The sequence below is a fragment of the Ferrimonas kyonanensis DSM 18153 genome, from assembly GCF_000425405.1.
GTDB classification, from domain to species: Bacteria; Pseudomonadota; Gammaproteobacteria; order Enterobacterales; family Shewanellaceae; genus Ferrimonas; species Ferrimonas kyonanensis.
Map to the genome: position 1 here is coordinate 178,889 of NZ_AUDJ01000014.1, position 18,780 is coordinate 197,668.

Consider the following 18,780-nt stretch of genomic DNA (forward strand, 5'->3'; position numbering starts at 1 on the left):
TTATATGGATAGAACATATGAATCTGCATGAGTATCAAGCTAAGCAGCTGTTCGCTGAATACGGGCTGCCAGTTTCAGAGGGTTACGCCTGCTCCACCGCTCAGGAAGCGGCCGAAGCGGCGGATAAGATCGGCGGCGACAAGTGGGTCGTCAAGTGTCAGGTGCACGCCGGTGGCCGGGGCAAGGCCGGTGGCGTAAAGCTGGCCTCCAGCAAAGATGAGATCCGCGAGTTTGCACAGAACTGGCTGGGTAAGAACCTGGTGACCTACCAGACTGACGCCAATGGTCAGCCGGTCACCAAAATTCTGGTGGAGTCCTGCACCGACATCGATCAGGAGCTGTACCTGGGTGCCGTGGTGGATCGTGGCAGTCAACGCATCGTATTTATGGCCTCCACCGAGGGTGGCGTCGAGATTGAAAAGGTCGCGGAAGAGACGCCGGAGCTGATTCATAAAGCCGCCATCGATCCTCTGGTAGGGCCGCAAGCCTACCAGGGCCGTGAACTGGCGTTCAAGCTGGGCCTCAAGGGTGACCAGATCAAGCAGTTCACTAAAATCTTTATGGGTCTGGGTCAGATGTTCATCGATCTGGATTTTGCCCTGCTGGAGATCAACCCGCTGGTGATCACCGATCAAGGCAACCTGCACTGCCTGGATGGCAAGATCAACATCGACTCCAATGCGCTGTACCGTCAGTCCTCCATCCGCGAACTGCACGACCCGTCTCAGGAAGACGCTCGTGAAGCCCATGCGGCGCAGTGGGAGCTGAACTACGTGGCACTGGATGGCAACATCGGTTGCATGGTCAACGGTGCCGGCCTGGCCATGGGCACCATGGACATCGTCAACCTGCATGGCGGTCAGCCTGCCAACTTCCTGGATGTGGGCGGTGGTGCCACCAAGGAGCGGGTGACCGAAGCCTTTAAGATCATCCTGTCCGACGACAACGTCAAAGCGGTATTGGTCAACATCTTTGGCGGCATCGTTCGCTGCGACCTGATTGCCGACGGCGTGATTGGTGCCGTGGAAGAGGTTGGCGTCGCCGTCCCCGTGGTGGTGCGTCTGGAAGGAAATAATGCCGAGCTGGGCCAGAAGCGTCTGGCTGAGTCGGGTCTGAACATCATCGCTGCCACCAGTCTGACCGACGCCGCGCAGCAAGTAGTAAAAGCCGCGGAGGGTCAGTAATGAGCGTTCTAATCAATAAAGACACCAAGGTCATCTGTCAGGGCTTCACTGGCGGTCAGGGCACCTTCCACTCCGAGCAGGCCATTGCCTATGGCACTCAGATGGTGGGTGGCGTGTCCCCCGGTAAGGGCGGCACCGAGCACCTGGGCTTGCCGGTATTCAATACCGTTCGTGAAGCGGTGGCGGCCACCGGCGCAACCGCAACCGTCATCTACGTACCGGCGCCGTTCTGTAAAGACGCCATCCTGGAAGCCATCGATGCCGGCATTGAGCTGATCGTGACCATCACCGAAGGGATCCCGACCCTGGACATGCTGGACGTGAAGGTGAAGCTGGATCAAGCCGGTGTGCGGATGATTGGCCCCAACTGCCCCGGTGTGATCACTCCGGGGGAGTGCAAAATCGGCATCATGCCTGGCCACATTCACCAGCCTGGCAAGGTGGGCATCGTGTCCCGCTCCGGTACCCTGACCTACGAAGCGGTCAAGCAGACCACCGACGAAGGCTTCGGCCAGTCCACCTGTGTCGGCATTGGCGGTGACCCGATTCCGGGTTCCAACTTCATCGATGTACTGAAGATGTTCCAGGACGACCCGGCGACCGAGGCCATCGTGATGATCGGTGAAATCGGTGGTACCGCCGAAGAGGAAGCGGCGGCGTTCATCAAGGCCAACGTTACCAAGCCTGTGGTCTCTTACATCGCCGGTGTTACTGCCCCAGCGGGTAAGCGCATGGGCCACGCCGGTGCCATCATCGCCGGTGGTAAAGGGACCGCCGATGAGAAGTTCGCCGCCCTGGAAGACGCCGGCGTCAAGACGGTACGCTCCCTGGCGGAGATCGGCAGCGCGCTGCGCGAGATCACCGGTTGGTAAGGCCAGTTTCACTAGCCAGACGTTCAAGCTACTGCGAAGGAGAAACTGTTCCAATTAAGGTGTAAGACGCCGCTGCTGGTGGCGCTTACCGTCAGTTGGGACAATTTCATCCGGCAGTCGTGAACCGAGAGTGAGTGACATTGGTTTCCGCTGTCCCGAGTCAGTGCTCACTCACTGGCTGACAGCAAAACGGGCCCCTCGGGGCCCGTTTTTTTATGGGTAAAGATCTGGGCTTTGCCGGCAGGGCAGTTACTGGGTTTTGAAATCGACTCGGACCATGGTGACCGCTTCTACCGCCTGGCCGTGTTCAAATTTGGGGGCATAGCGCCACTGGCTGACCGCCTTCTCGGTCGCTTTGACAAACAGGCGGCTACCGCGGTTTTCCACCAGTTCAGTGCCAGAGACAAAGCCGTTATCGTCAATGGTCAATTTCAGTACCACGGTGCCCTCCTGATGGCGTTTAAGGGTACTTCTTGGCCAGTGGGGCTCGACGCGATACAGAGGGCTGGCCTCGATATCGTCTTGCCAGGGCACCATCTGGCCGATGGCCAAGCAGTGGGTGGTGGCCGCCTCGCTCTGGCCCTGTTTCTCCAGCAAGGGAACCAGTCGAGAGTGGGCCGCCAGGGCATAGGGGTGAGAGTAGTCCAGAGTTTGAAACAGCCCCACCACCTTCTCATAGTGGTCGATGGCCTGCTCGGAATCGTTAAACCCCTGAGCATAGACGCCATTGAGGAATTCGGCCTCGGCCCGCTCAATGGTGTTGCCTTGCGCCTGCTGGGCAATCAGTGGCAATGCCTGTTGGGCATAGGTACGCCCCTGACGAGCGTTATTGCCTGTCATGGCGTTGGCCAGGTCCATCAGCATTAGGCCGTGACTGAAGCTGTCCTTGCCATAATGACGCTCGCTGATGCGAACGTAATTGCGGTAGTAACTGCTGTGTTGGCCGTCGCTGTGTTGCTGCAGCGCCAGATAGAGATCCAGCAGTTCGACGGCGTCGTCACCATAGGTGCGTATAAATACCGGCAGTGCGGGTTTTAGCAGCCGGGTGGCGGCTTGGTGGTCCCGAGTCTGGTTGGCCAGATTCAGTGCCAGGGTGGCGGTGTTAATGGAGTCGTCGCCATACTCTTTACTGCCGAGCTCGTAGGCCAGCTTGGCGGTTTCGGCGATCTGTTTCGAGTTGCCGGTTTCAACGGCAGACAGATAGGCTTGATAGGCCTCGGAAGCATCGTTCCCGGCAAAGGCTCCGAGAGACAAACACAGCAGTAAAGGCGAGGCCCATAGTCGCTTTTTCATCTTAAACATCCTTGATTTTACAACAAAAGCGTCACAAGTCTAAAAGCCGTAGTTGATAGACACAAGCAGTTTTAATCCTTGGGTGATTGTATCTGTCCAACCTCGACGAGTTCCCGTAGCGGCGAAAATATTTCAGTTCTGGGGCGCAGATAACGTTTGATGGAGGAAGAGTGGTTTTGTGGCATCTCAACTGCTTTAATTGCACCATCACATATCTGAATCCAAATAAGGGATGAACATGTTTAAGACACTGGTTAAGGTAGCGGGTTCCGCCATTCTGGCTCTGGGCCTGGCTGCGGGCGTTCAGGCGGCGGAACTGCATAAAGGTGAAGTGGTTGAGACCATGAACGCCGGTGGCTACACCTATGTCCAGATCAAGGAAGAGGGCAAGCTGGTTTGGGCGGCTGCGCCTCAGACTCAGGTTAAAAAGGGCGACACCGTCGAGTTTGATGAGCAGATGAACCTGCCTAGCTTTGAGAGCAAGAGCCTGAAGCGAACTTTCTCACCGATCATCTTTGCCGGGAAAATCGCCGTTAAATAAGGCGCTTTCAAGTTTACAAAAAGGACCCTGAGGGTCCTTTTTTTGTGCCTGATGATTACTGCGGAGCTTGCTGGCGTTCATCGTGGGTGTAATCCCGGACAATCTGGCCGACTCGAATTCGGTAGGAGTGAAACAGAGAGTCACGTCCCTGTTTCTGAGCCAACTGATGATCCATCTGCTGGCGCCAACTGGCGATGGCAGCCTCGCTCTCCCAGAACGACAGGCTCAGCAGTTTGCCTTCCTCGACCAGACTTTGAAATCGCTCGATGGAGAGGAGTCCGGGTTGGTGCTGCAACAAGGGGCGCAGGGAGGCCGCGAGGTCCAGATACGCCTGTTTACCTTGCGCTTTGGGAGTAACTTCAAAGATGACGGCCAGCATGGGGTCTCCTGAGTGGGTCAAAATAGCAATGACACTGGCGAAGTTGTGGACAACGCCGGTATCGATGAGGCGCTCAGGCTATCTTACCCCCGGTGAGAGGTCAAAAGTGGCGACCATTTTCGTAATAATTACGTTGGCTTAGCGGCGTAAAACGCACTCCGATGTCGATGTCGTCGTCGGCCAGTTGGGCGCGTATGGCATCGGTGATTTGAGCGGCCACTTCGTCTTGAATGAGCGTGTCTCTGGCAAACCACAGCACCTCGACCATGGGGTAGCCGTTGGCATCCATCTGGTCATCGAAGATAAACTGCGTCGGCACTAACTCGATGGTGAAATGATCTCGTGGACACTCGACCAATTTTGCCAAGGCGTCGATGAGCGCGGTGCTCATATGCATGATGTGTTGGCGTTCCATACCGCTGATTCGAAGATGAGGCATCTGGACTCTCCCGTTGAGTAAACACATTTTAGTGTCAATCGGCAGGCTTTTCCTTGATGATCTAGACTGAGGCCAAGGGAGGAAGAGTGATGCCTTTACGTTATTTGTTGATAGTAGGATTTTTTTTATCGCCTTTGGCATTGGCTAATGGGCCTAAAAGTGAGCACAAGTCGGTGGAGCAGAAGGGGAAGTCTGCCCTGCACCGGCAGCAGCATATTCCAGGGGAAACCACGCCGTTGCCCTATGGCCTGGAAAAAAAACTGGCGCGTGGTGAGCCGTTGCCACCGGGGTGGCAGCGCAAGCTTAAGGTCGGCGACACTCTGGATGCCCGTATTATCCAGCGCAGTACCGTTGTTGAGCGCAACAAGGCCGCCAATTCAGTGACCATCGAGGCCGATGGTGGCCGGTTGCGGATCAATAAGCTCAGCGGCGAAGTGCTGGCAATCCTCAACTGAGTCAGCCTTAAGCGTCCGATTGCGCCAGTTTCTGGCTGGAACTGGTGCGGTCGTTGAATCAATTCAACCCCACCTTCTAAGCGCGTCGTCATTGTTCAACGTCCCCTATGCACATGACGCACCGCCCTGTTTACGTATCGATTTGGCCGTTGGCTGCAGTCGACCGCGAGTGTTTTTCTGTTTGATCCTTTTCTTTCACCTTTTTTATCAGTGCTTTAAAAAAGATGAGGTGGGTGTGCGTTAGCTCAAATTCTGAAGTAAAAACGTGAGGATAAAAAGCAACCAAAACGGTGCATTTTATTGATAAGGATCAATCGAACTTCCATCTATTTCCTATTGGGTATATCACCCCGTTAACCCTGAAGTTACATTCTCACAAACAATGAAGATTTATCAGATTATTGTCTGTTTTTTTTGACTGGGACAACAAGATGGGACGAGCTCCTTTGTGGCGACGAATGACCGGCAAGCCTGCCGAGGTGATTCGAATGCCGCATTTGGTTTCTGAAACGCGCTTCACCGATGGCTGCAGTCGCTGCCAGAAGTGTGTTGAGCGTTGCGAAACCGGGGTCATCGTCATTGGTACCGGGGGCTTTCCTGAACTCGATTTTGATAAGGCGGAGTGCAGTTTTTGTGGCCAATGTGCCGCGGCCTGTCCCGAGCCCCTGTTTCTGCCAGCGGAAGACGCACCCTGGCCTTACGCGGTCGCACTGTCGGATTCTTGCCTGACCTTCAAGGGCATTGAGTGTCGCAGTTGTGCCGACGCATGCGAAGAAGCCGCCATCGTGTTCAAGCCTGCCATTGGCATCTCTCATCCTATTCTCTCAACGGCTTGTACAGGCTGTGGTGCCTGCCTATCTCGTTGTCCCAGTCAATCCCTCTCACTAAAACAAGAGCTTAAGGAGCCAAGCCATGACTGAACACATCTGTTCACTGGTGGTGAACGCGGTCCCCGAGGCGCGCTTTCAGGTGGAAGCCGCACTGAATCAGCTTGATGGGGTCAGTGTCGAGATTAACGACCCCAGCGGCAAGTTGGTGGTGCTGCTGCAGCACCGGCAACAGCAGCCTCAGGTGGAGTGTATTGACCACATTAAAGGCTTGGACGGGGTGGGCGCCACCTCATTGATCTATCACCAACGGCTTTCTAACGACTGACCATTACTCGCTTCAAGGAATGGATGATGAAATTAACTCGTCGAGAATTTGTAAAGGCACAGGCCATTGCCGCCGGTGCGGTGGCCGCGGAGCTTTCCGTCCCCGCTTCTGCCAAGGGCATTATTGCGACCCGCAGTGACGATAAGATTCAGTGGGACAAGGCACCATGTCGCTTCTGCGGTACCGGCTGTTCGGTACTGGTGGGCATCAACCAGGGTAAGGTGGTGGCGGTGCAGGGTGACCCCCAAGCCCCGGTGAATCGAGGCCTGACCTGCATCAAGGGTTACTTCCTGCCTAAAATCATGTACGGCAAAGACCGCCTGACTCAGCCGATGCTCCGCAAGAGTAACGGCAAGTACGATAAAAATGGTGAGTTTACCCCGGTCTCCTGGGACGAAGCCTTCGACGTGATGGCCGACAAGTTCAAGCAGGCATTGAAGAACAAGGGGCCGACTTCGGTGGGCATGTTCGGCTCCGGCCAGTGGACCGTGTGGGAAGGCTACGCTGCCGCCAAGTTGTTTAAGGCCGGCTTCCGTTCCAATAACATCGACCCCAATGCCCGCCACTGTATGGCGTCGGCGGTGGGCGGCTTCATGCGCACCTTTGGTATCGATGAGCCCATGGGCTGCTATGACGACCTCGAGCAGGCGGATGCCTTTGTGCTGTGGGGTTCCAACATGGCCGAGATGCACCCGATTCTGTGGTCGCGACTCAGTGCCCGTAAGTTGTCAGCCGAGCATGTGAAGGTGGCGGTGTTGTCCACCTATCAACATCGCAGCTTCGAGTTGGCAGACAACCCGATCGTGTTCACGCCGCAAACCGACCTGGCGATTCTTAACTTCATCGCCAACTACATCATTCAAAACGACAAAGTAAATCACGACTTTGTCAGCAAGCACACCAACTTCCGCAAAGGTACCACCGACATCGGTTACGGCCTGCGCCCCGAACATCCACTGGAGCAGGCGGCCAAGAACCCGGGTAAGGGCAGCTCTGAGGCTATCGATTTTGAAGCCTTTAAAGCCTACGTGGCCGATTACGATGTCGACAGTGTCGCCAAACTGTCCGGAGTCGAGGCTGACAAGCTGATCGCCCTGGCCGAGCTGTACGCCGATCCCAATCGCAAGGTGGTGTCCTACTGGACCATGGGCTTTAACCAGCACACCCGTGGGGTGTGGGCCAACAACCTGGTGTACAACATCCACCTGTTGACCGGCAAAATCTCCGAGCCCGGCAACGGTCCATTTTCCCTGACCGGTCAGCCTTCCGCCTGTGGTACCGCCCGTGAAGTGGGCACCTTCGCTCACCGTTTGCCTGCGGACATGGTGGTAAAAAATCCCAAGCACCGCGCCTACGCCGAGAAGATCTGGAAACTGCCTGAGGGCACCATCCCGCCGAAGCCCGGTTACCACGCCGTGTTGCAAGACCGGATGCTGAAAGATCGTAAGCTCAACGCCTACTGGGTGATGTGCAACAACAACATGCAGGCTGGCCCCAACATCAATGAAGAACGCCTGCCCGGCTACCGGGACCCGGCCAACTTCGTGGTGACCTCTGACCCCTATCCGACCGTGACCGCCATGGCTTCGGACCTGATTCTGCCTACCGCCATGTGGGTGGAGAAAGAGGGCGCCTACGGCAATGCCGAACGCCGGACCCAGTTCTGGTATCAGCAGGTTCAGGCTCCCGGTGAGGCCAAGTCAGACTTGTGGCAACTGGTGGAGTTCTCCAAGCGCTTCAAGATGGAGGAGGTGTGGCCCGCCGATTTGCTGGCGAAGGCGCCAGAATACAAAGGCAAAACCTTATTCGACGTGCTGTTTGCCAACGGTCAGGTCGATCAGTATGGCTTGGATCAGGTGCCGGAGCAGCGCCTGAATGACGATGCCCGGGCGGCCGGCTTCTATGTGCAGAAGGGCTTGTTCGAGGAGTACGCCATCTTTGGTCGCGATCATGGCCACGACCTGGCGCCGTTTGAACGCTATCACCAGGAGCGCGGCTTGCGCTGGCCTGTGGTCAATGGTCAGGAAACCAAGTGGCGCTTTAAAGAGGGCAGCGATCCTTACGTTAAAGCCGGCAGCGACTTCCAGTTCTACGGCAAGCCGGATGGCCGGGCGGTGATCTTTGCCCTGCCGTACGAGCCTGCGGCCGAGTCACCGGACCAGGAGTTTAACCTGTGGCTGTCCACCGGCCGGGTGTTGGAACACTGGCACACCGGCACCATGACCCAGCGCGTTCCCGAACTGTACCGGGCCTTCCCAGACGCCGTGGTGTTTATGCATCCGCTGGATGCCAAGGAGCGGGGCCTGCGACGGGGCGATAAGGTGATTGTCAGCTCTCGTCGCGGGGAAGTGGAGACCGTGGTGGAAACCCGAGGCCGCAATAAGCCGCCACAGGGCCTGGTGTTCATGCCGTTCTTCGACGCCAGCACCCTGGTCAATAAGCTGACCCTGGACGCCACCGACCCGCTGTCCAAAGAGACCGATTACAAAAAGTGCGCCGTCAAAGTGCGTAAAGCCTGATTGTGATGGGCCCGGTTGGGCCCGTATCTGAAGAGTTGGAGAACACCATGAAACTGCGATTTGCCGTACTGGGCGCACTGGTGCTGCCGCTGCTGGCCACCGCTGTCGAAGAAACACAATTTGGAATGCGCGCCGATGTGCCGCTGGAGCAAACCAATAAGGCGCCTGATCTGAAGAAAATCCGTAAGGAGATGGATCGGCAGCCGCTGAACTACGTGAATCAGCCGCCGCTGATTCCTCATAAGGTTCAGGGTTACCAGATCTCTCAATCCACCAACCGCTGCCTGCAGTGTCACGATGTGGAGAACTACCTGACCACAGGTGCACCTCGGGTCAGCCCGACCCACTTCACCGACCGTGATGGGGTGGTTCAGCCTCATGTGGCGCCCCGGCGTTATCTGTGTCTGCAGTGTCACGTGACCCAGGCGGATGTGAATCCGCCAGTGGCCAATACCTTTGAGGGCATGGGCCAGTTTGCCAAGGACAAGGAGTAGGGCATGAAACTACCTAGCTTTATTACCGGGTTGTGGGGCTGGCTGCGCCGGCCCAGCGGCCGGGCCCTGGGCAGCTTGCTGCTGGTGGGGTTTGTCGGCGGCATTATGTTCTGGGGGGCGTTTAACACCGGCATGGAGATGACCAACCAGGAGCAGTTTTGCATCGGTTGTCACGAGATGCAGGTGAACGTCTACGAGGAGTACATCACCACGGTGCATTACAACAACCGCAGTGGGGTGCGAGCCACCTGTCCGGATTGCCATGTACCTAAAGACTGGACCCACAAGATTGTCCGCAAGATCCAGGCATCAAAAGAGTTGTGGGGCAAGGCGATAGGGATTGTTGATACGCCGAAGAAATTCAGTGATCACCGTCTGGTAATGGCCGAACGGGAGTGGGCGCGGATGCGCAAAACCGACTCTCAGGAGTGCCGCAATTGTCATAACTTCGAGTATATGGACTTTACCGAACAGAAAAGCGTCGCCGGTCGCATGCACGCCTCGGCCAGCGAGCTGGGTAAAACCTGCATCGACTGCCACAAAGGCATTGCCCACCGACTGCCGGAAGATTACGCCGGCAATGATGCCATCTCTCAGGCATTGCAGGTGATGCCTCAGGGCGCCAGTCACTGATCATCTTGACAGCAAACAAACTCAAAAGGGGAAACGCCAGGCGTTTCCCCTTTTTTTATGGTGATGCAGTGGCTCAGCTGGCCTGTTTCAGGTGGCCGGCAATTTCTCGCAGGTCATTGATGAAGGTGTCCACCGGTTGGCCGCCGTTGATGGCGTATTGATCATTAATGATGAAAGCCGGCACCGAGGTAATGCCCATGCGGACGTATTTTTGTTGCTGCTTTCGAACCTGTTCGCCAAACGCATCCCCGGCCAGAACTCCCTCAGCCTCGGCCTTGTCCAGACCGGCCTCAACCGCGCACTGCAGCAGGGTGTCGCAGTCATCCGGGTTGCCGCCGTCGGTAAAGTAGAGGCTGAACAGAGCCAGTTTCAGTTCGGTCTGTTTGCCCTGGCTCTCGGCCCAGTGCAGCAGCCGGTGGGCCTTGAAGGTGTTAAAGGTATTGGGCTGGCGGTCGAGGCACATGTCAAAGCCAAGGTTAGCGGCGCGCTTGGTGATCACCAGTTGATTCTGGCCGATCTGGGCGTCGGTGTAGCCGTATTTGGTTTTCAGGTTGTCGACTTTGGGCTGGCCTTCCGGACCCAGGTTCGGGTTGATCTCGAAAGGTTGCCAGTGAAGCTCGGCGTCAATCTCTCCCTGAAGCTGAGTCAGTGCCTGTTGCAGGGCCTGGTAACCAATAATGCACCAGGGGCAAGTAACATCGGAAACGATATCGATACGAAGTTGGGTCATGTCCATCACCAAATCATGTTCGAAGCTCCACACTACTGAGTAACCTTCGGGGGGTCAATCAGTGACCAATGCTTATCAAAGCATAAAAAACAGCAATTGCTGGTAGGATCACCGCAGGCCACAAAAGTGTCGTTTCGATCGTTTTTTTGAGCTTGGTCACGTGATCGGGATCACTGTGAGTAAAGGGCTTTTCCCAATGGGGAAAAGTAGTCATGGAGTCGGCATTGAATCTGTTGTCGGTGCGCTGAAGACGGGTAGGCACCGGCGCCGGCCAATTTGCCAGCCTGGGTACCATTAACCAGGTAGTGGTTTCGCACCTGAGGGTGGGCCTGAATGCAGGCCTCAAAAGCTCTGGCCATCAACTCGGTGGGCAGGCTGAAGTAGCGCCGTCCCAGTTGATCATCCAGTGCCAGAGCGCGCTCGACAAAATCGCCGTGGTCATCGTGGTCCGGCGCAAACACCGCATTGAACAGCTCTGACAGCCTCTGGTTCAGCGGGTGAGGCTGCATCGGTTGCTGCAACAGCCACAGATTGCTGGCAAAGGCGCTGGCCTTGGTGGGGGGGATAAACGCCTTGGTGGCGATGTGATGATCGAATGCGTGCCAATACTCGTGCGCCAGGGCGCCGGCACCGGCATTTTTGGCTAGGGCGAGGGTGTGGGCGGCCGGTTCATAATGGGCCTGGCTGTGGCGGCTGCCTTCGGTGCCAAAAGCCAGATGCAGCTTACCCCTGAGCCCAATCACCACCGGAGGTACGTTGAGAATGTAGGCCAGGTCGGCCATGGCATCGAACACCAGGTTGGCGGCCAGTTGCTGTTCCTGCTTGTTTACCCAGCGCCCCAGCCGCACGCCTGCGAGGCCAAACTGATCTCGAATGTCGGCAAAGGATACGTCGTCACCAAAGCGGTAATCCGGGCCGCGTCGATAGTAGTCACGGGATAGGGCTGAAGAGGGGGTAGGGCGAGTCATAGCGGATCTATACCCCATAGACAGGGCTTTCTCAAGGGCAGCCATTGCACCAGGTTGGCGCAAGACTTCGGCTTCGACTCAGCAGTAATTATCTAATGCTTTGTTTTATCAATAATTTACAATTTTGGCACGCTGCTGGCTTAGTGTTTGTTTTCGCAGACTGAAGGAGAGCATGATGAAGTATTACTCTCGACGGGTGGTGAAACCGGAAGACTTAAATCCGGCCCAGAGGTTATTTGGTGGTCGGTTGCTGGCCTGGATAGATGAAGAGGCCGGCATTTTTGCCAGTTGCCAGATGAATAGCCGCCGTTTGGTGACTAAATGCATCTCTGAGATTAACTTCGTCTCTGCCGGAGAGTTGGGGGACATCATTGAGTTTGGCCTTGAGCTGGCAGAGCAGGGGCGCACTTCGGTCACCGTCCGCTGTCAGGTGCGCAACAAGCTGACCGCCAGGGTAATTGTTGTCATCGATAAGATGGTGTTTGTGAACCTCAATGAACAGGGGCGCCCGGCCCCCCATGGTCTGGCCCAGGCTGGCTAGGCCATGGCCTGAATCAGGCAGCTGGCGGTGGCGTGGGCGTAGACCTTGCCGTCGCGGTCGGTCAGGGTGCCCTCGCTGATCCCCAGCGAGCGGGACAGGTTGATCACCTTGCCTTCGGCGATCAGGGTCACCCCTCGAGGTACCGGGCGAACCATTTTGACATTGAGGTCGACGGTACCATAGCCAACACCGGCACTGAGCAGGGTATGCACGGCGCAGCCGGTGACCGAGTCCAACACCGTGGCAGTAAAGCCGCCATGAACGCCCCCTAAAGGGTTAAGGTGGCGATCATCCGCCTGCACTTCGAAGCGGACTTTTCCTGCTTCGGCTTCGGTGGCCACCATGGGAATGGTGTGGCTGATGGACGGCGCTGGCAACTGGCCGTCTATCATCGCTTGCATTAATTGCAGTCCGGTGAGGTTCATGGGGTTCATCCTAAACTCCTTGGCTGGCGTAGGCGGTGGTTAGGGTTGCAGGGTAAATCCGCTCTCCGGGTGGTAGTCGAAATGCAGGATTTCGGTGACCATGGACAGCGTCAGGGCATCGATATTGGCACAGGGCTGTGGCCAGGGCTTGTCGGCGCTGGGCGGGTAATGGCTGAGACTGTCGGCAATGGCATCCGGATCGATGCGCAGTGCCAGGGGTTGGTCCTGTTCACTGAAATAGTGGTTGGTTACCTGTTCAAGGGAATCGAATTGGTTCAGGTGGATGTGACCATGCTGGCGATCGGAAGCGCACAGCGGCACGGTATCGGTTTTCTGAGTGTGTTGCCAGTCGCTTAGGCTGACCACTTTAAACAGCGAAGATAGCAAGGGCATACTCCTATTGCGGTACTATCCCCAAGCTATCAGATCCGACCACTGAATAACATATCTGTCGAGGGATTCCGCTACCTGAGTTGGCCCATCATCCCTTTGGCGGCTGCAAGGATCAGCTCCGGGGTTACTCGAACCTTGTAGTTGGGATTCAGATAGGAGAAATGCACCAGGCCATCGGCGTCCACCAGATACACCGCCGGTACCGGCAACACCACCCGCTCGCTGCCTTCGGCGGTGACCAGACGTTTGCCCATCTTTCCCTTGTAGGCGTCGGACAGCTTGGCGTCCAGGGTGTAGGCGATACCAAAGGCTTCACTGGCTTGCAGGTCCCGATCGGACAGCAGTTGGTAGCTGACGTCATCGGGACCATCTCGCAGTTGCTCGGCCGGATCCGGTGACAGGGCGATGATGCCAATGCCCATCTGTTTCAGCTCCGCTTCGATGCTTCGCAAACCGGACAATTGCGCGTTGCAGTAGGGGCACCAGCCACCACGGTAAAACACCAGTAGCGCTGGTTTGCCGTTCCGCCACTGGGTCAGTGATTGGCGCTGGCCTTCGGGGCTGGTCAGTTGCGGCGAGGGCACCTGCATGCCGTTGAGCAGCGGGGTGAGTTCGGTGGCCGACGGGGCGATGACAGCCCGAACCGGCAGCGATAAAAACAGAGTAATCAGAATTCCCCAAAGTTTCATTACGAGGTCCTTTTCAAAGAGTGAATGCTCAGTGACAAAGGAGACCGGAGTTGCTGGAGATTTCTTTCAGAAAGGGTAGGCCGGTTTGCACCGGCCTGCGGTTATCCCTGTAGCAGCGATTGGCAGGGTTGTTTGAAGCGGCCCATCAGTGGTCCCAACGAGTTGGCGGAGGGGAGGCTGGCCAGTTGCGCCTGCTTGGCTGAAGCGATCTGGGCCGCGGCCTGCTGAGTGCTGCTCAGATCGCTGATCCGGCTCTCGGCGGTGACGGCGGATTGGGCCAGTCGTTCGCCCACCGCTTTCATCTGCGGCGCATTCATGCCGGCGATGGCTTCGGAGGCGATCTGATAATAGGCGGCACACTGCACCAGTTGGTCGTGCAGCGCCTGCTCCTTCGGGGCCAAGGGTGCCGAGTTAGCGGCGCTGTGGTCACCGGCTTGAGGCTGGCTGAGCAGCACAAACCCGGCGACGCCGATGCCAAGTAAGAGAGTGCCTAGGATGATGAGTGGGCTTTTCATTGCGTCTTCCCTGAATTTACGTCTGTTTTCTGACACTAATAAACCTTGACCAAAATCGCAAATCCGATTGAATTGTGATGCGGATCGCCATGGTCTGCGGCACACTGGTTATTTTGACGGAGCCACAGCATGTCATTGCCTTTTTCTCAGTCTTGCGAAAACAATAAAGACCCCATCTTAACCTGCCTGCGACAGGCGTTTATCGACGCCAGCCGAGTGCTGGAGATCGGCAGCGGCACCGGTCAACATGCGGTGTATTTCGCCGAGCACTTGCCTCACCTGCACTGGCAACCCAGCGACCAGGGCGAATACTTGGCTGGCTTGGCACTGCGGCTGGCGACGTCATCCTTGCCGAACCTGGCCGCGGAGATTGAATTGGATGTCGGGGGACGCTGGCCAAGCCAGGGGTTTGACGCCGTGTTTACGGCCAATACCTGCCACATCATGGCCTGGTCGTTGGTTGAAAAGTTGTTTGCCGGCGTGGCCCGCAGCCTGGAGTCCGGTGGCACATTCTGTGTCTACGGGCCGTTCAATGAAGGGGGCTGCTTTACCAGTGACAGCAACGCCAGGTTTGATCAGTGGCTGAAGCAGCGGGATCCTGATAGCGGCATTCGTGACCTGGAGGCGGTGGTGGCTTTGGCGGCGCGCCATGGCCTGCAACTGAGCGTCAATTACGCCATGCCAGCCAATAACCGCTTGCTGCAATTTACCAAGGCTGAAGCCTAGGTGGATTTAAACGGAAGCAGCCGACGGTATTCGTGCAGGCGTTGCTGCACTCGCTCGGTTTCCTGGTCGACAAAGGCGGCGATAGCTTGATCAAACTGGGGCTGGAACACCCAATGATTGGAATAGGTTAGCGTCGGCTCAAAGCCCCGCCTTAATTTGTGCTCCCCCTGAGCGCCGGCATCGAATCGGGACAGGCGGTGGTCGATGCAGTAGTCAATGCCTTGGTAGTAGCACAACTCAAAATGCAGATCATCGATGGCTTCGGAACAGCCCCAGTAGCGGCCGTAGAGACACCCTTGGTGTTTAAGATACAGGGCGCCCGCCAGCCAGTGGCTGCCCCGCCGGGCCATGATCAGCACCAGGTTATCGGTTAGCGTTCGCCCCAGAGCGTCGAAAAAGGCCTGATTCAGGTAGCCGCCATGGCCGGAGCGCTTGGCGTAGGTCAGTTGGTAAAACAGGAAAAATTGCTGCCATAGGGCCGGGGTAATGGAGGCGCCTTCGAATCGCTCTATGCTCAGGCCCTCGGCACAACGGCGTTCTTTTCGGATCGCCTTGCGACGCCGGGCGGTCAGAGTGTCGGTAAACTGCTCGAAATTGGAATAGCCCCGGTTGTGCCAGTGAAACTGAATGTCCAGCCGCTGGCGCCACTGCTGTCTGGATAACGCCAGACTTTCCTCCCGGCCGGGAAACAGCCACTGCATACCCGATAACCCCAGCGCCAGCCCATGCTGGTGAAGTTGCGGAGTGATGGCGGCGAGCAGCGCTTGGCGTTGTATCCCTGGGGCTAGCGCCAGTCTGGGGCCGGTAACCGGAGAAAAGGGGACGGCACTGATCCATTTCGGGTAGTAAGTCAGGCCATGATGTTGATAGGCATCGGCCCAGCTCCAGTCGAAGACGTATTCCCCATAGGAGTGACGTTTCAGGTATCCCGGTGCCAGGGCTACAATCTGTCCCTGACGGCGTATGCACAGGTGGTAGGGCATCCAGCCAGATTGGCCGCCGACACAGCCGCTGAGCTCCAGCGCATGCAGGAAGGCGTAACGGCAAAAGGGCGGAGCGTCGGTGAACAGGGCGTCCCACTGCTCGGCGCTCAGTTGATCGATGCGGCTGAGCCACTGCAGTTCAAATGGGGATGGGGGCGGCATGATCGCATCCAAAGATCAGAGTGTCTGAGGATGTTATAACAGCAGTTGTGGCAGAAAAGCCAATGACACGAGGAGAGTGGCACGCCACCCGTACGGGTGGCGTGCGTTGCGGTGGCGGTTAGCCCAGTTCGGCTTTGCGCTCCGCTTCGCGGCAGGCCGCGGCGGTGAAGATCACGTCGGTAGAACTGTTCAGAGCGGTTTCTGCGGAGTCCTGAATCACGCCGATGATAAAGCCAACGGCCACCACCTGCATGGCGACGTCGTTGGAGATACCAAACAGGCTGCACGCCAGTGGAATCAGCAGCAGTGAGCCGCCAGCAACGCCCGAGGCGCCGCAGGCGGACACCGCGGCCACCACACTCAGCAGCAGCGCGGTGGCCATGTCTACCTGTACACCCATGGTGTGAACTGCGGCCAGGGTCAGCACAGTAATGGTAATGGCGGCTCCGCCCATGTTGATGGTGGCACCCAGAGGAATCGACACCGAATAGGTGTCTTCATGCAGATCCAGTTTCTTACACAGGTTCAGGTTCACCGGCACGTTGGCGGCCGAACTGCGGGTAAAGAAGGCGGTGACGCCACTCTCTCTCAGGCATTGGAATACCAGAGGGTAGGGATTTTGATGGGTTTTCACGAACACGATGATCGGGTTGATCACCAGAGCGATGATGGCCATCGCACCCAGTAATACCGCCAGCAATTGAGTGTAACCCGCCAGAGCATCGAAACCGGTCTCGGCGATGGTCTTGGAAACCAGGCCAAAGATACCAATGGGGGCGAAGCGAATCACCACCCGAACGATGCTGGTGATCCCTTCGGAGATGTCGTGAAACACCTTCTTGGTGGCGTCAGAGGCTTTGTGCAGCGACAGCCCCAGGGCAATGCCCCAGGCCAGAATGCCGATAAAGTTACCGGTCATCAGCGCATTGACAGGGTTGTCGACAACCTTGAACAGCAGGGTGCTCATGACCTCGGCGATCCCCTCAGGCGGTGCCAGGGCGGCTTCGTTGGTTGCCAGAACCAGAGTGGTTGGGAACATAAAGCTCAGTACCACGGCGGTCATGGCCGCGGCCAGGGTGCCAAACAGATACAGCACCACAATGGGTTTCATGTTGGTGTGCTCGCCGCGTTTCTGGTTGGCGATGGAAGACGCCACCAGAATGAATACCAGGATCGGCGCGACCGCTTTCAGGGCCGAGACGAACAGGCTGCCAAGGAAGCCGATGGACAGAGCGAACTCTGGTGCCATGACTGCCAGGGCGATACCGGCGAGGATGCCGACGAGAATCTGGAGTACCAGACTGCCGCTGGCCAGTTTTGCGATGATTGATTGCTTCTTTTTCATGATTTGCCTAGTGCATTATTTTTATAGTCGATGACTGCGCCATCGTTGCATGGGTTTTTAACAATTTTGTTAGTGATTTGTCCACCGGAAACTGGATTTAGATTGATCTTTGTCTGTTTATTTACTGCGACCCGAAACTGAAACAACCTTTGCTTATGGCAGCATCTTAAAAATCGATGCCATAGGTCGGATCAGTTCACTGCTGATGGTCATTGCACGCCAGTTTGACCGCCATGGCCAATGCTATGAGTTAAATCAAAAGGAGAAACAATGTGCTGCAAAACTTGCTAACGAATCTGCCACAAAACTTAACAAATGAGCTGTTTGAAACCCTGGTTGATTCCAAATCGGTAAAAATCGAAAGAATCTTATCGAAAGGCCAGCAGACCCCCGCCGATGAATGGTATGACCAGGATGAGCACGAATGGGTGATGGTGGTGGCCGGTGCGGCCAGAATCGTCTTTGAGGATGGCAACGAGGTCGTGATGGGGCCGGGAGACCACCTGCTACTGCCGGCGCACCGCAGACACCGGGTCAGTTGGACCGACCCGGAGCAGACCACCGTCTGGTTGGCGGTGCACTGGACTGAGTAATGACCGCTTAGTAGCCGATGGTATAACGGCGGCCACTGTGCTGGCGCTGCTCGGCTTCGTTGACTACCGCCAGGGCCAGATCTTCGACCGACACATTGGCCGGGGTGTCGCCGTCCATGAGCAGGCTGTCACCACCGACGCGGAAGCTGCCGGTTCGCTGACCGGGAGCCAGCAGTGCCGGTGGTGATACGTAGCTCCAGCTAAGGTCGGTTCGCTGTTGCAGCTGGGTCAGTACGTCGCGTGCCGCCCGGGCGCCTTGCAGATACTCCTGAGGGAAGCCGTCGGTGTCCACCAGTTGCACGCCTGGGGCGACGAACAGGCTGCCGGCGCCCCCGACCATCTGCAGACGCACGCCACTTAATTTGGCCGCTTCGATAATGGCGTCGGAGCCCGTGATGAAGTCCTGGTACAGGTTGGGGTTGCTCCAACCGGCGTTAAAGGCACTGAGGATCTCATCGTGGCCAGCCATGGCGGCGGCGGTAGAGTGGACATCCAGTACATCACCGATGATTTCGGTTAAGCCGGTGTGGCTGGGGAGTTTGCCGGTTTGGCGAACCAGCGCCGTAACCTCATGGCCCTGGGCCACTGCTTCGTTAACCAGAGCGTGGCCGACAAAGCCGGTAGCGCCAATGATAAACAACTTCATAATGTTACTCCGAGAGAGTGTGAACGGGTTGATTGATAAGTTAACTCGGAATGGTTTCGTTGATTAGCCCCGGAAATTCACATACTTTATTAACCTGTAC

24 protein-coding genes are annotated in these 18,780 nt (G+C 56.8%); 12 read left to right on the plus strand and 12 right to left on the minus strand.

Features of this window, described 5'->3' with window-relative positions:
* Window positions 1-17: 17 nt before the first annotated feature.
* On the plus strand, window positions 18-1,184 hold the full coding sequence (gene sucC / locus H598_RS0106585; RefSeq protein ID WP_028112310.1) for an ADP-forming succinate--CoA ligase subunit beta: 1,167 nt from the start codon (window positions 18-20) through the stop codon (window positions 1,182-1,184).
* Window positions 1,184-2,056, plus strand: coding sequence for a succinate--CoA ligase subunit alpha (sucD, locus tag H598_RS0106590; protein ID WP_028112311.1), 873 nt, complete (start codon window positions 1,184-1,186; stop codon window positions 2,054-2,056). The genes sucC and sucD overlap by 1 nt, the downstream gene beginning before the upstream one ends.
* Before the next feature lie 249 nt (window positions 2,057-2,305).
* Here sucD and H598_RS0106595 read toward each other — a convergent pair whose 3' ends face one another.
* On the minus strand, window positions 2,306-3,349 hold the full coding sequence (locus H598_RS0106595; RefSeq protein WP_028112312.1) for an energy transducer TonB: 1,044 nt from the start codon (window positions 3,347-3,349) through the stop codon (window positions 2,306-2,308).
* A gap of 238 nt (window positions 3,350-3,587) precedes the next feature.
* Here H598_RS0106595 and H598_RS0106600 point away from each other — a divergent pair, with 238 nt between their 5' ends.
* A complete protein-coding gene (locus H598_RS0106600) occupies window positions 3,588-3,890 on the plus strand; it encodes a hypothetical protein (RefSeq protein ID WP_028112313.1) in 303 nt (100 codons plus the stop codon).
* A 55-nt stretch (window positions 3,891-3,945) separates the two neighbouring features.
* On the opposite strand, the gene H598_RS0106605 is transcribed toward H598_RS0106600, so the two are convergent.
* Both H598_RS0106605 and H598_RS25940 read right to left on the minus strand, forming a co-directional pair.
* Window positions 3,946-4,269 (minus strand): antibiotic biosynthesis monooxygenase family protein, encoded by a 324-nt coding sequence (locus H598_RS0106605; RefSeq protein ID WP_028112314.1) that lies wholly within the window; start codon window positions 4,267-4,269, stop codon window positions 3,946-3,948.
* A gap of 100 nt (window positions 4,270-4,369) precedes the next feature.
* A complete protein-coding gene (locus H598_RS25940) occupies window positions 4,370-4,708 on the minus strand; it encodes a DUF1904 domain-containing protein (protein ID WP_028112315.1) in 339 nt (112 codons plus the stop codon).
* Between the two features lie 173 nt (window positions 4,709-4,881).
* Between H598_RS25940 and H598_RS23545 the strand changes: the two genes are divergently transcribed.
* The 6 genes from H598_RS23545 (at window position 4,882) to H598_RS23555 (ending at window position 9,964) form a co-directional block, all read left to right on the plus strand.
* The gene (locus H598_RS23545; protein WP_051252506.1) at window positions 4,882-5,163 is read left to right on the plus strand and encodes a hypothetical protein; all 282 of its coding nucleotides are present in this window, start codon (window positions 4,882-4,884) and stop codon (window positions 5,161-5,163) included.
* Between the two features lie 431 nt (window positions 5,164-5,594).
* Entirely contained in the window at window positions 5,595-6,083 is a 489-nt protein-coding gene (napF, locus tag H598_RS0106620) for a ferredoxin-type protein NapF (protein WP_028112316.1), read from the plus strand.
* On the plus strand, window positions 6,076-6,318 hold the full coding sequence (locus tag H598_RS0106625; RefSeq protein ID WP_028112317.1) for a chaperone NapD: 243 nt from the start codon (window positions 6,076-6,078) through the stop codon (window positions 6,316-6,318). The genes napF and H598_RS0106625 overlap by 8 nt, the downstream gene beginning before the upstream one ends.
* Before the next feature lie 26 nt (window positions 6,319-6,344).
* Window positions 6,345-8,837, plus strand: coding sequence for a nitrate reductase catalytic subunit NapA (napA, locus tag H598_RS0106630; protein WP_028112318.1), 2,493 nt, complete (start codon window positions 6,345-6,347; stop codon window positions 8,835-8,837).
* A gap of 47 nt (window positions 8,838-8,884) precedes the next feature.
* Window positions 8,885-9,331, plus strand: coding sequence for a nitrate reductase cytochrome c-type subunit (locus tag H598_RS23550; protein ID WP_035415558.1), 447 nt, complete (start codon window positions 8,885-8,887; stop codon window positions 9,329-9,331).
* A gap of 3 nt (window positions 9,332-9,334) precedes the next feature.
* Window positions 9,335-9,964 carry a NapC/NirT family cytochrome c gene (locus H598_RS23555; RefSeq protein ID WP_051252507.1) on the plus strand — a complete coding sequence of 210 codons (630 nt, stop codon included), beginning with the start codon at window positions 9,335-9,337 and terminating at the stop codon, window positions 9,962-9,964.
* Between the two features lie 73 nt (window positions 9,965-10,037).
* Here the strand turns inward: H598_RS23555 and H598_RS0106645 are convergent, their stop codons facing one another.
* On the minus strand, window positions 10,038-10,694 hold the full coding sequence (locus tag H598_RS0106645; RefSeq protein ID WP_028112320.1) for a DsbA family oxidoreductase: 657 nt from the start codon (window positions 10,692-10,694) through the stop codon (window positions 10,038-10,040).
* A gap of 170 nt (window positions 10,695-10,864) precedes the next feature.
* A complete protein-coding gene (locus H598_RS0106650) occupies window positions 10,865-11,662 on the minus strand; it encodes a CLCA_X family protein (RefSeq protein WP_028112321.1) in 798 nt (265 codons plus the stop codon).
* Between the two features lie 175 nt (window positions 11,663-11,837).
* On the opposite strand from H598_RS0106650, the gene H598_RS0106655 reads away from it, so the two are divergent.
* The gene (locus tag H598_RS0106655) at window positions 11,838-12,203 is read left to right on the plus strand and encodes an acyl-CoA thioesterase (protein ID WP_028112322.1); all 366 of its coding nucleotides are present in this window, start codon (window positions 11,838-11,840) and stop codon (window positions 12,201-12,203) included.
* Here the strand turns inward: H598_RS0106655 and H598_RS0106660 are convergent.
* The 4 genes from H598_RS0106660 to H598_RS23560 all read right to left on the minus strand — a co-directional run bounded on the left by H598_RS0106660 (window position 12,200) and on the right by H598_RS23560 (window position 14,225).
* Window positions 12,200-12,637 carry a PaaI family thioesterase gene (locus tag H598_RS0106660; RefSeq protein WP_028112323.1) on the minus strand — a complete coding sequence of 146 codons (438 nt, stop codon included), beginning with the start codon at window positions 12,635-12,637 and terminating at the stop codon, window positions 12,200-12,202. The two genes, H598_RS0106655 and H598_RS0106660, sit on opposite strands and share 4 nt — an antisense overlap.
* 30 nt (window positions 12,638-12,667) lie before the next feature.
* A complete protein-coding gene (locus H598_RS0106665; protein ID WP_028112324.1) occupies window positions 12,668-13,021 on the minus strand; it encodes a DUF952 domain-containing protein in 354 nt (117 codons plus the stop codon).
* 71 nt (window positions 13,022-13,092) lie between these two features.
* Complete coding sequence (locus H598_RS0106670) at window positions 13,093-13,710, minus strand: peroxiredoxin-like family protein (RefSeq protein WP_028112325.1); 618 nt, start codon at window positions 13,708-13,710, stop codon at window positions 13,093-13,095.
* A 101-nt stretch (window positions 13,711-13,811) separates the two neighbouring features.
* Entirely contained in the window at window positions 13,812-14,225 is a 414-nt protein-coding gene (locus tag H598_RS23560) for a hypothetical protein (RefSeq protein ID WP_245595564.1), read from the minus strand.
* Between the two features lie 129 nt (window positions 14,226-14,354).
* On the opposite strand from H598_RS23560, the gene H598_RS0106680 reads away from it, so the two are divergent.
* Entirely contained in the window at window positions 14,355-14,951 is a 597-nt protein-coding gene (locus H598_RS0106680) for a DUF938 domain-containing protein (RefSeq protein WP_028112326.1), read from the plus strand.
* Here the strand turns inward: H598_RS0106680 and H598_RS0106685 are convergent.
* Complete coding sequence (locus H598_RS0106685; RefSeq protein ID WP_028112327.1) at window positions 14,948-16,096, minus strand: GNAT family N-acetyltransferase; 1,149 nt, start codon at window positions 16,094-16,096, stop codon at window positions 14,948-14,950. The genes H598_RS0106680 and H598_RS0106685 overlap by 4 nt on opposite strands.
* Before the next feature lie 118 nt (window positions 16,097-16,214).
* Window positions 16,215-17,441 (minus strand): serine/threonine transporter SstT, encoded by a 1,227-nt coding sequence (gene sstT / locus H598_RS0106690; protein ID WP_028112328.1) that lies wholly within the window; start codon window positions 17,439-17,441, stop codon window positions 16,215-16,217.
* 272 nt (window positions 17,442-17,713) lie between these two features.
* Between sstT and H598_RS0106695 the strand changes: the two genes are divergently transcribed.
* A complete protein-coding gene (locus H598_RS0106695) occupies window positions 17,714-18,034 on the plus strand; it encodes a cupin domain-containing protein (protein ID WP_342663224.1) in 321 nt (106 codons plus the stop codon).
* Window positions 18,035-18,041: 7 nt separating this feature from the next.
* On the opposite strand, the gene H598_RS0106700 is transcribed toward H598_RS0106695, so the two are convergent.
* Window positions 18,042-18,680, minus strand: a complete 639-nt coding sequence (locus H598_RS0106700) for an NAD(P)-dependent oxidoreductase (protein WP_028112330.1) — start codon at window positions 18,678-18,680, stop codon at window positions 18,042-18,044.
* Between the last annotated feature and the right edge of the window lie 100 nt (window positions 18,681-18,780).

Bases quoted from the DNA above. Each gene is read 5' to 3' on its own strand.
- sucC (WP_028112310.1), top strand. From the start codon at position 18: ATGAATCTGCATGAGTATCAAGCTAAGCAGCTGTTCGCTGAATACGGG.
- sucD (WP_028112311.1), top strand. From the start codon at position 1,184: ATGAGCGTTCTAATCAATAAAGACACCAAGGTCATCTGTCAGGGCTTC.
- H598_RS0106595 (WP_028112312.1), bottom strand. From the start codon at position 3,349: ATGAAAAAGCGACTATGGGCCTCGCCTTTACTGCTGTGTTTGTCTCTC.
- H598_RS0106600 (WP_028112313.1), top strand. From the start codon at position 3,588: ATGTTTAAGACACTGGTTAAGGTAGCGGGTTCCGCCATTCTGGCTCTG.
- H598_RS0106605 (WP_028112314.1), bottom strand. From the start codon at position 4,269: ATGCTGGCCGTCATCTTTGAAGTTACTCCCAAAGCGCAAGGTAAACAG.
- H598_RS25940 (WP_028112315.1), bottom strand. From the start codon at position 4,708: ATGCCTCATCTTCGAATCAGCGGTATGGAACGCCAACACATCATGCAT.
- napF (WP_028112316.1), top strand. From the start codon at position 5,595: ATGGGACGAGCTCCTTTGTGGCGACGAATGACCGGCAAGCCTGCCGAG.
- H598_RS0106625 (WP_028112317.1), top strand. From the start codon at position 6,076: ATGACTGAACACATCTGTTCACTGGTGGTGAACGCGGTCCCCGAGGCG.
- napA (WP_028112318.1), top strand. From the start codon at position 6,345: ATGAAATTAACTCGTCGAGAATTTGTAAAGGCACAGGCCATTGCCGCC.
- H598_RS23550 (WP_035415558.1), top strand. From the start codon at position 8,885: ATGAAACTGCGATTTGCCGTACTGGGCGCACTGGTGCTGCCGCTGCTG.
- H598_RS23555 (WP_051252507.1), top strand. From the start codon at position 9,335: ATGAAACTACCTAGCTTTATTACCGGGTTGTGGGGCTGGCTGCGCCGG.
- H598_RS0106645 (WP_028112320.1), bottom strand. From the start codon at position 10,694: ATGACCCAACTTCGTATCGATATCGTTTCCGATGTTACTTGCCCCTGG.
- H598_RS0106650 (WP_028112321.1), bottom strand. From the start codon at position 11,662: ATGACTCGCCCTACCCCCTCTTCAGCCCTATCCCGTGACTACTATCGA.
- H598_RS0106655 (WP_028112322.1), top strand. From the start codon at position 11,838: ATGAAGTATTACTCTCGACGGGTGGTGAAACCGGAAGACTTAAATCCG.
- H598_RS0106660 (WP_028112323.1), bottom strand. From the start codon at position 12,637: ATGAACCCCATGAACCTCACCGGACTGCAATTAATGCAAGCGATGATA.
- H598_RS0106665 (WP_028112324.1), bottom strand. From the start codon at position 13,021: ATGCCCTTGCTATCTTCGCTGTTTAAAGTGGTCAGCCTAAGCGACTGG.
- H598_RS0106670 (WP_028112325.1), bottom strand. From the start codon at position 13,710: ATGAAACTTTGGGGAATTCTGATTACTCTGTTTTTATCGCTGCCGGTT.
- H598_RS23560 (WP_245595564.1), bottom strand. From the start codon at position 14,225: ATGAAAAGCCCACTCATCATCCTAGGCACTCTCTTACTTGGCATCGGC.
- H598_RS0106680 (WP_028112326.1), top strand. From the start codon at position 14,355: ATGTCATTGCCTTTTTCTCAGTCTTGCGAAAACAATAAAGACCCCATC.
- H598_RS0106685 (WP_028112327.1), bottom strand. From the start codon at position 16,096: ATGCCGCCCCCATCCCCATTTGAACTGCAGTGGCTCAGCCGCATCGAT.
- sstT (WP_028112328.1), bottom strand. From the start codon at position 17,441: ATGAAAAAGAAGCAATCAATCATCGCAAAACTGGCCAGCGGCAGTCTG.
- H598_RS0106700 (WP_028112330.1), bottom strand. From the start codon at position 18,680: ATGAAGTTGTTTATCATTGGCGCTACCGGCTTTGTCGGCCACGCTCTG.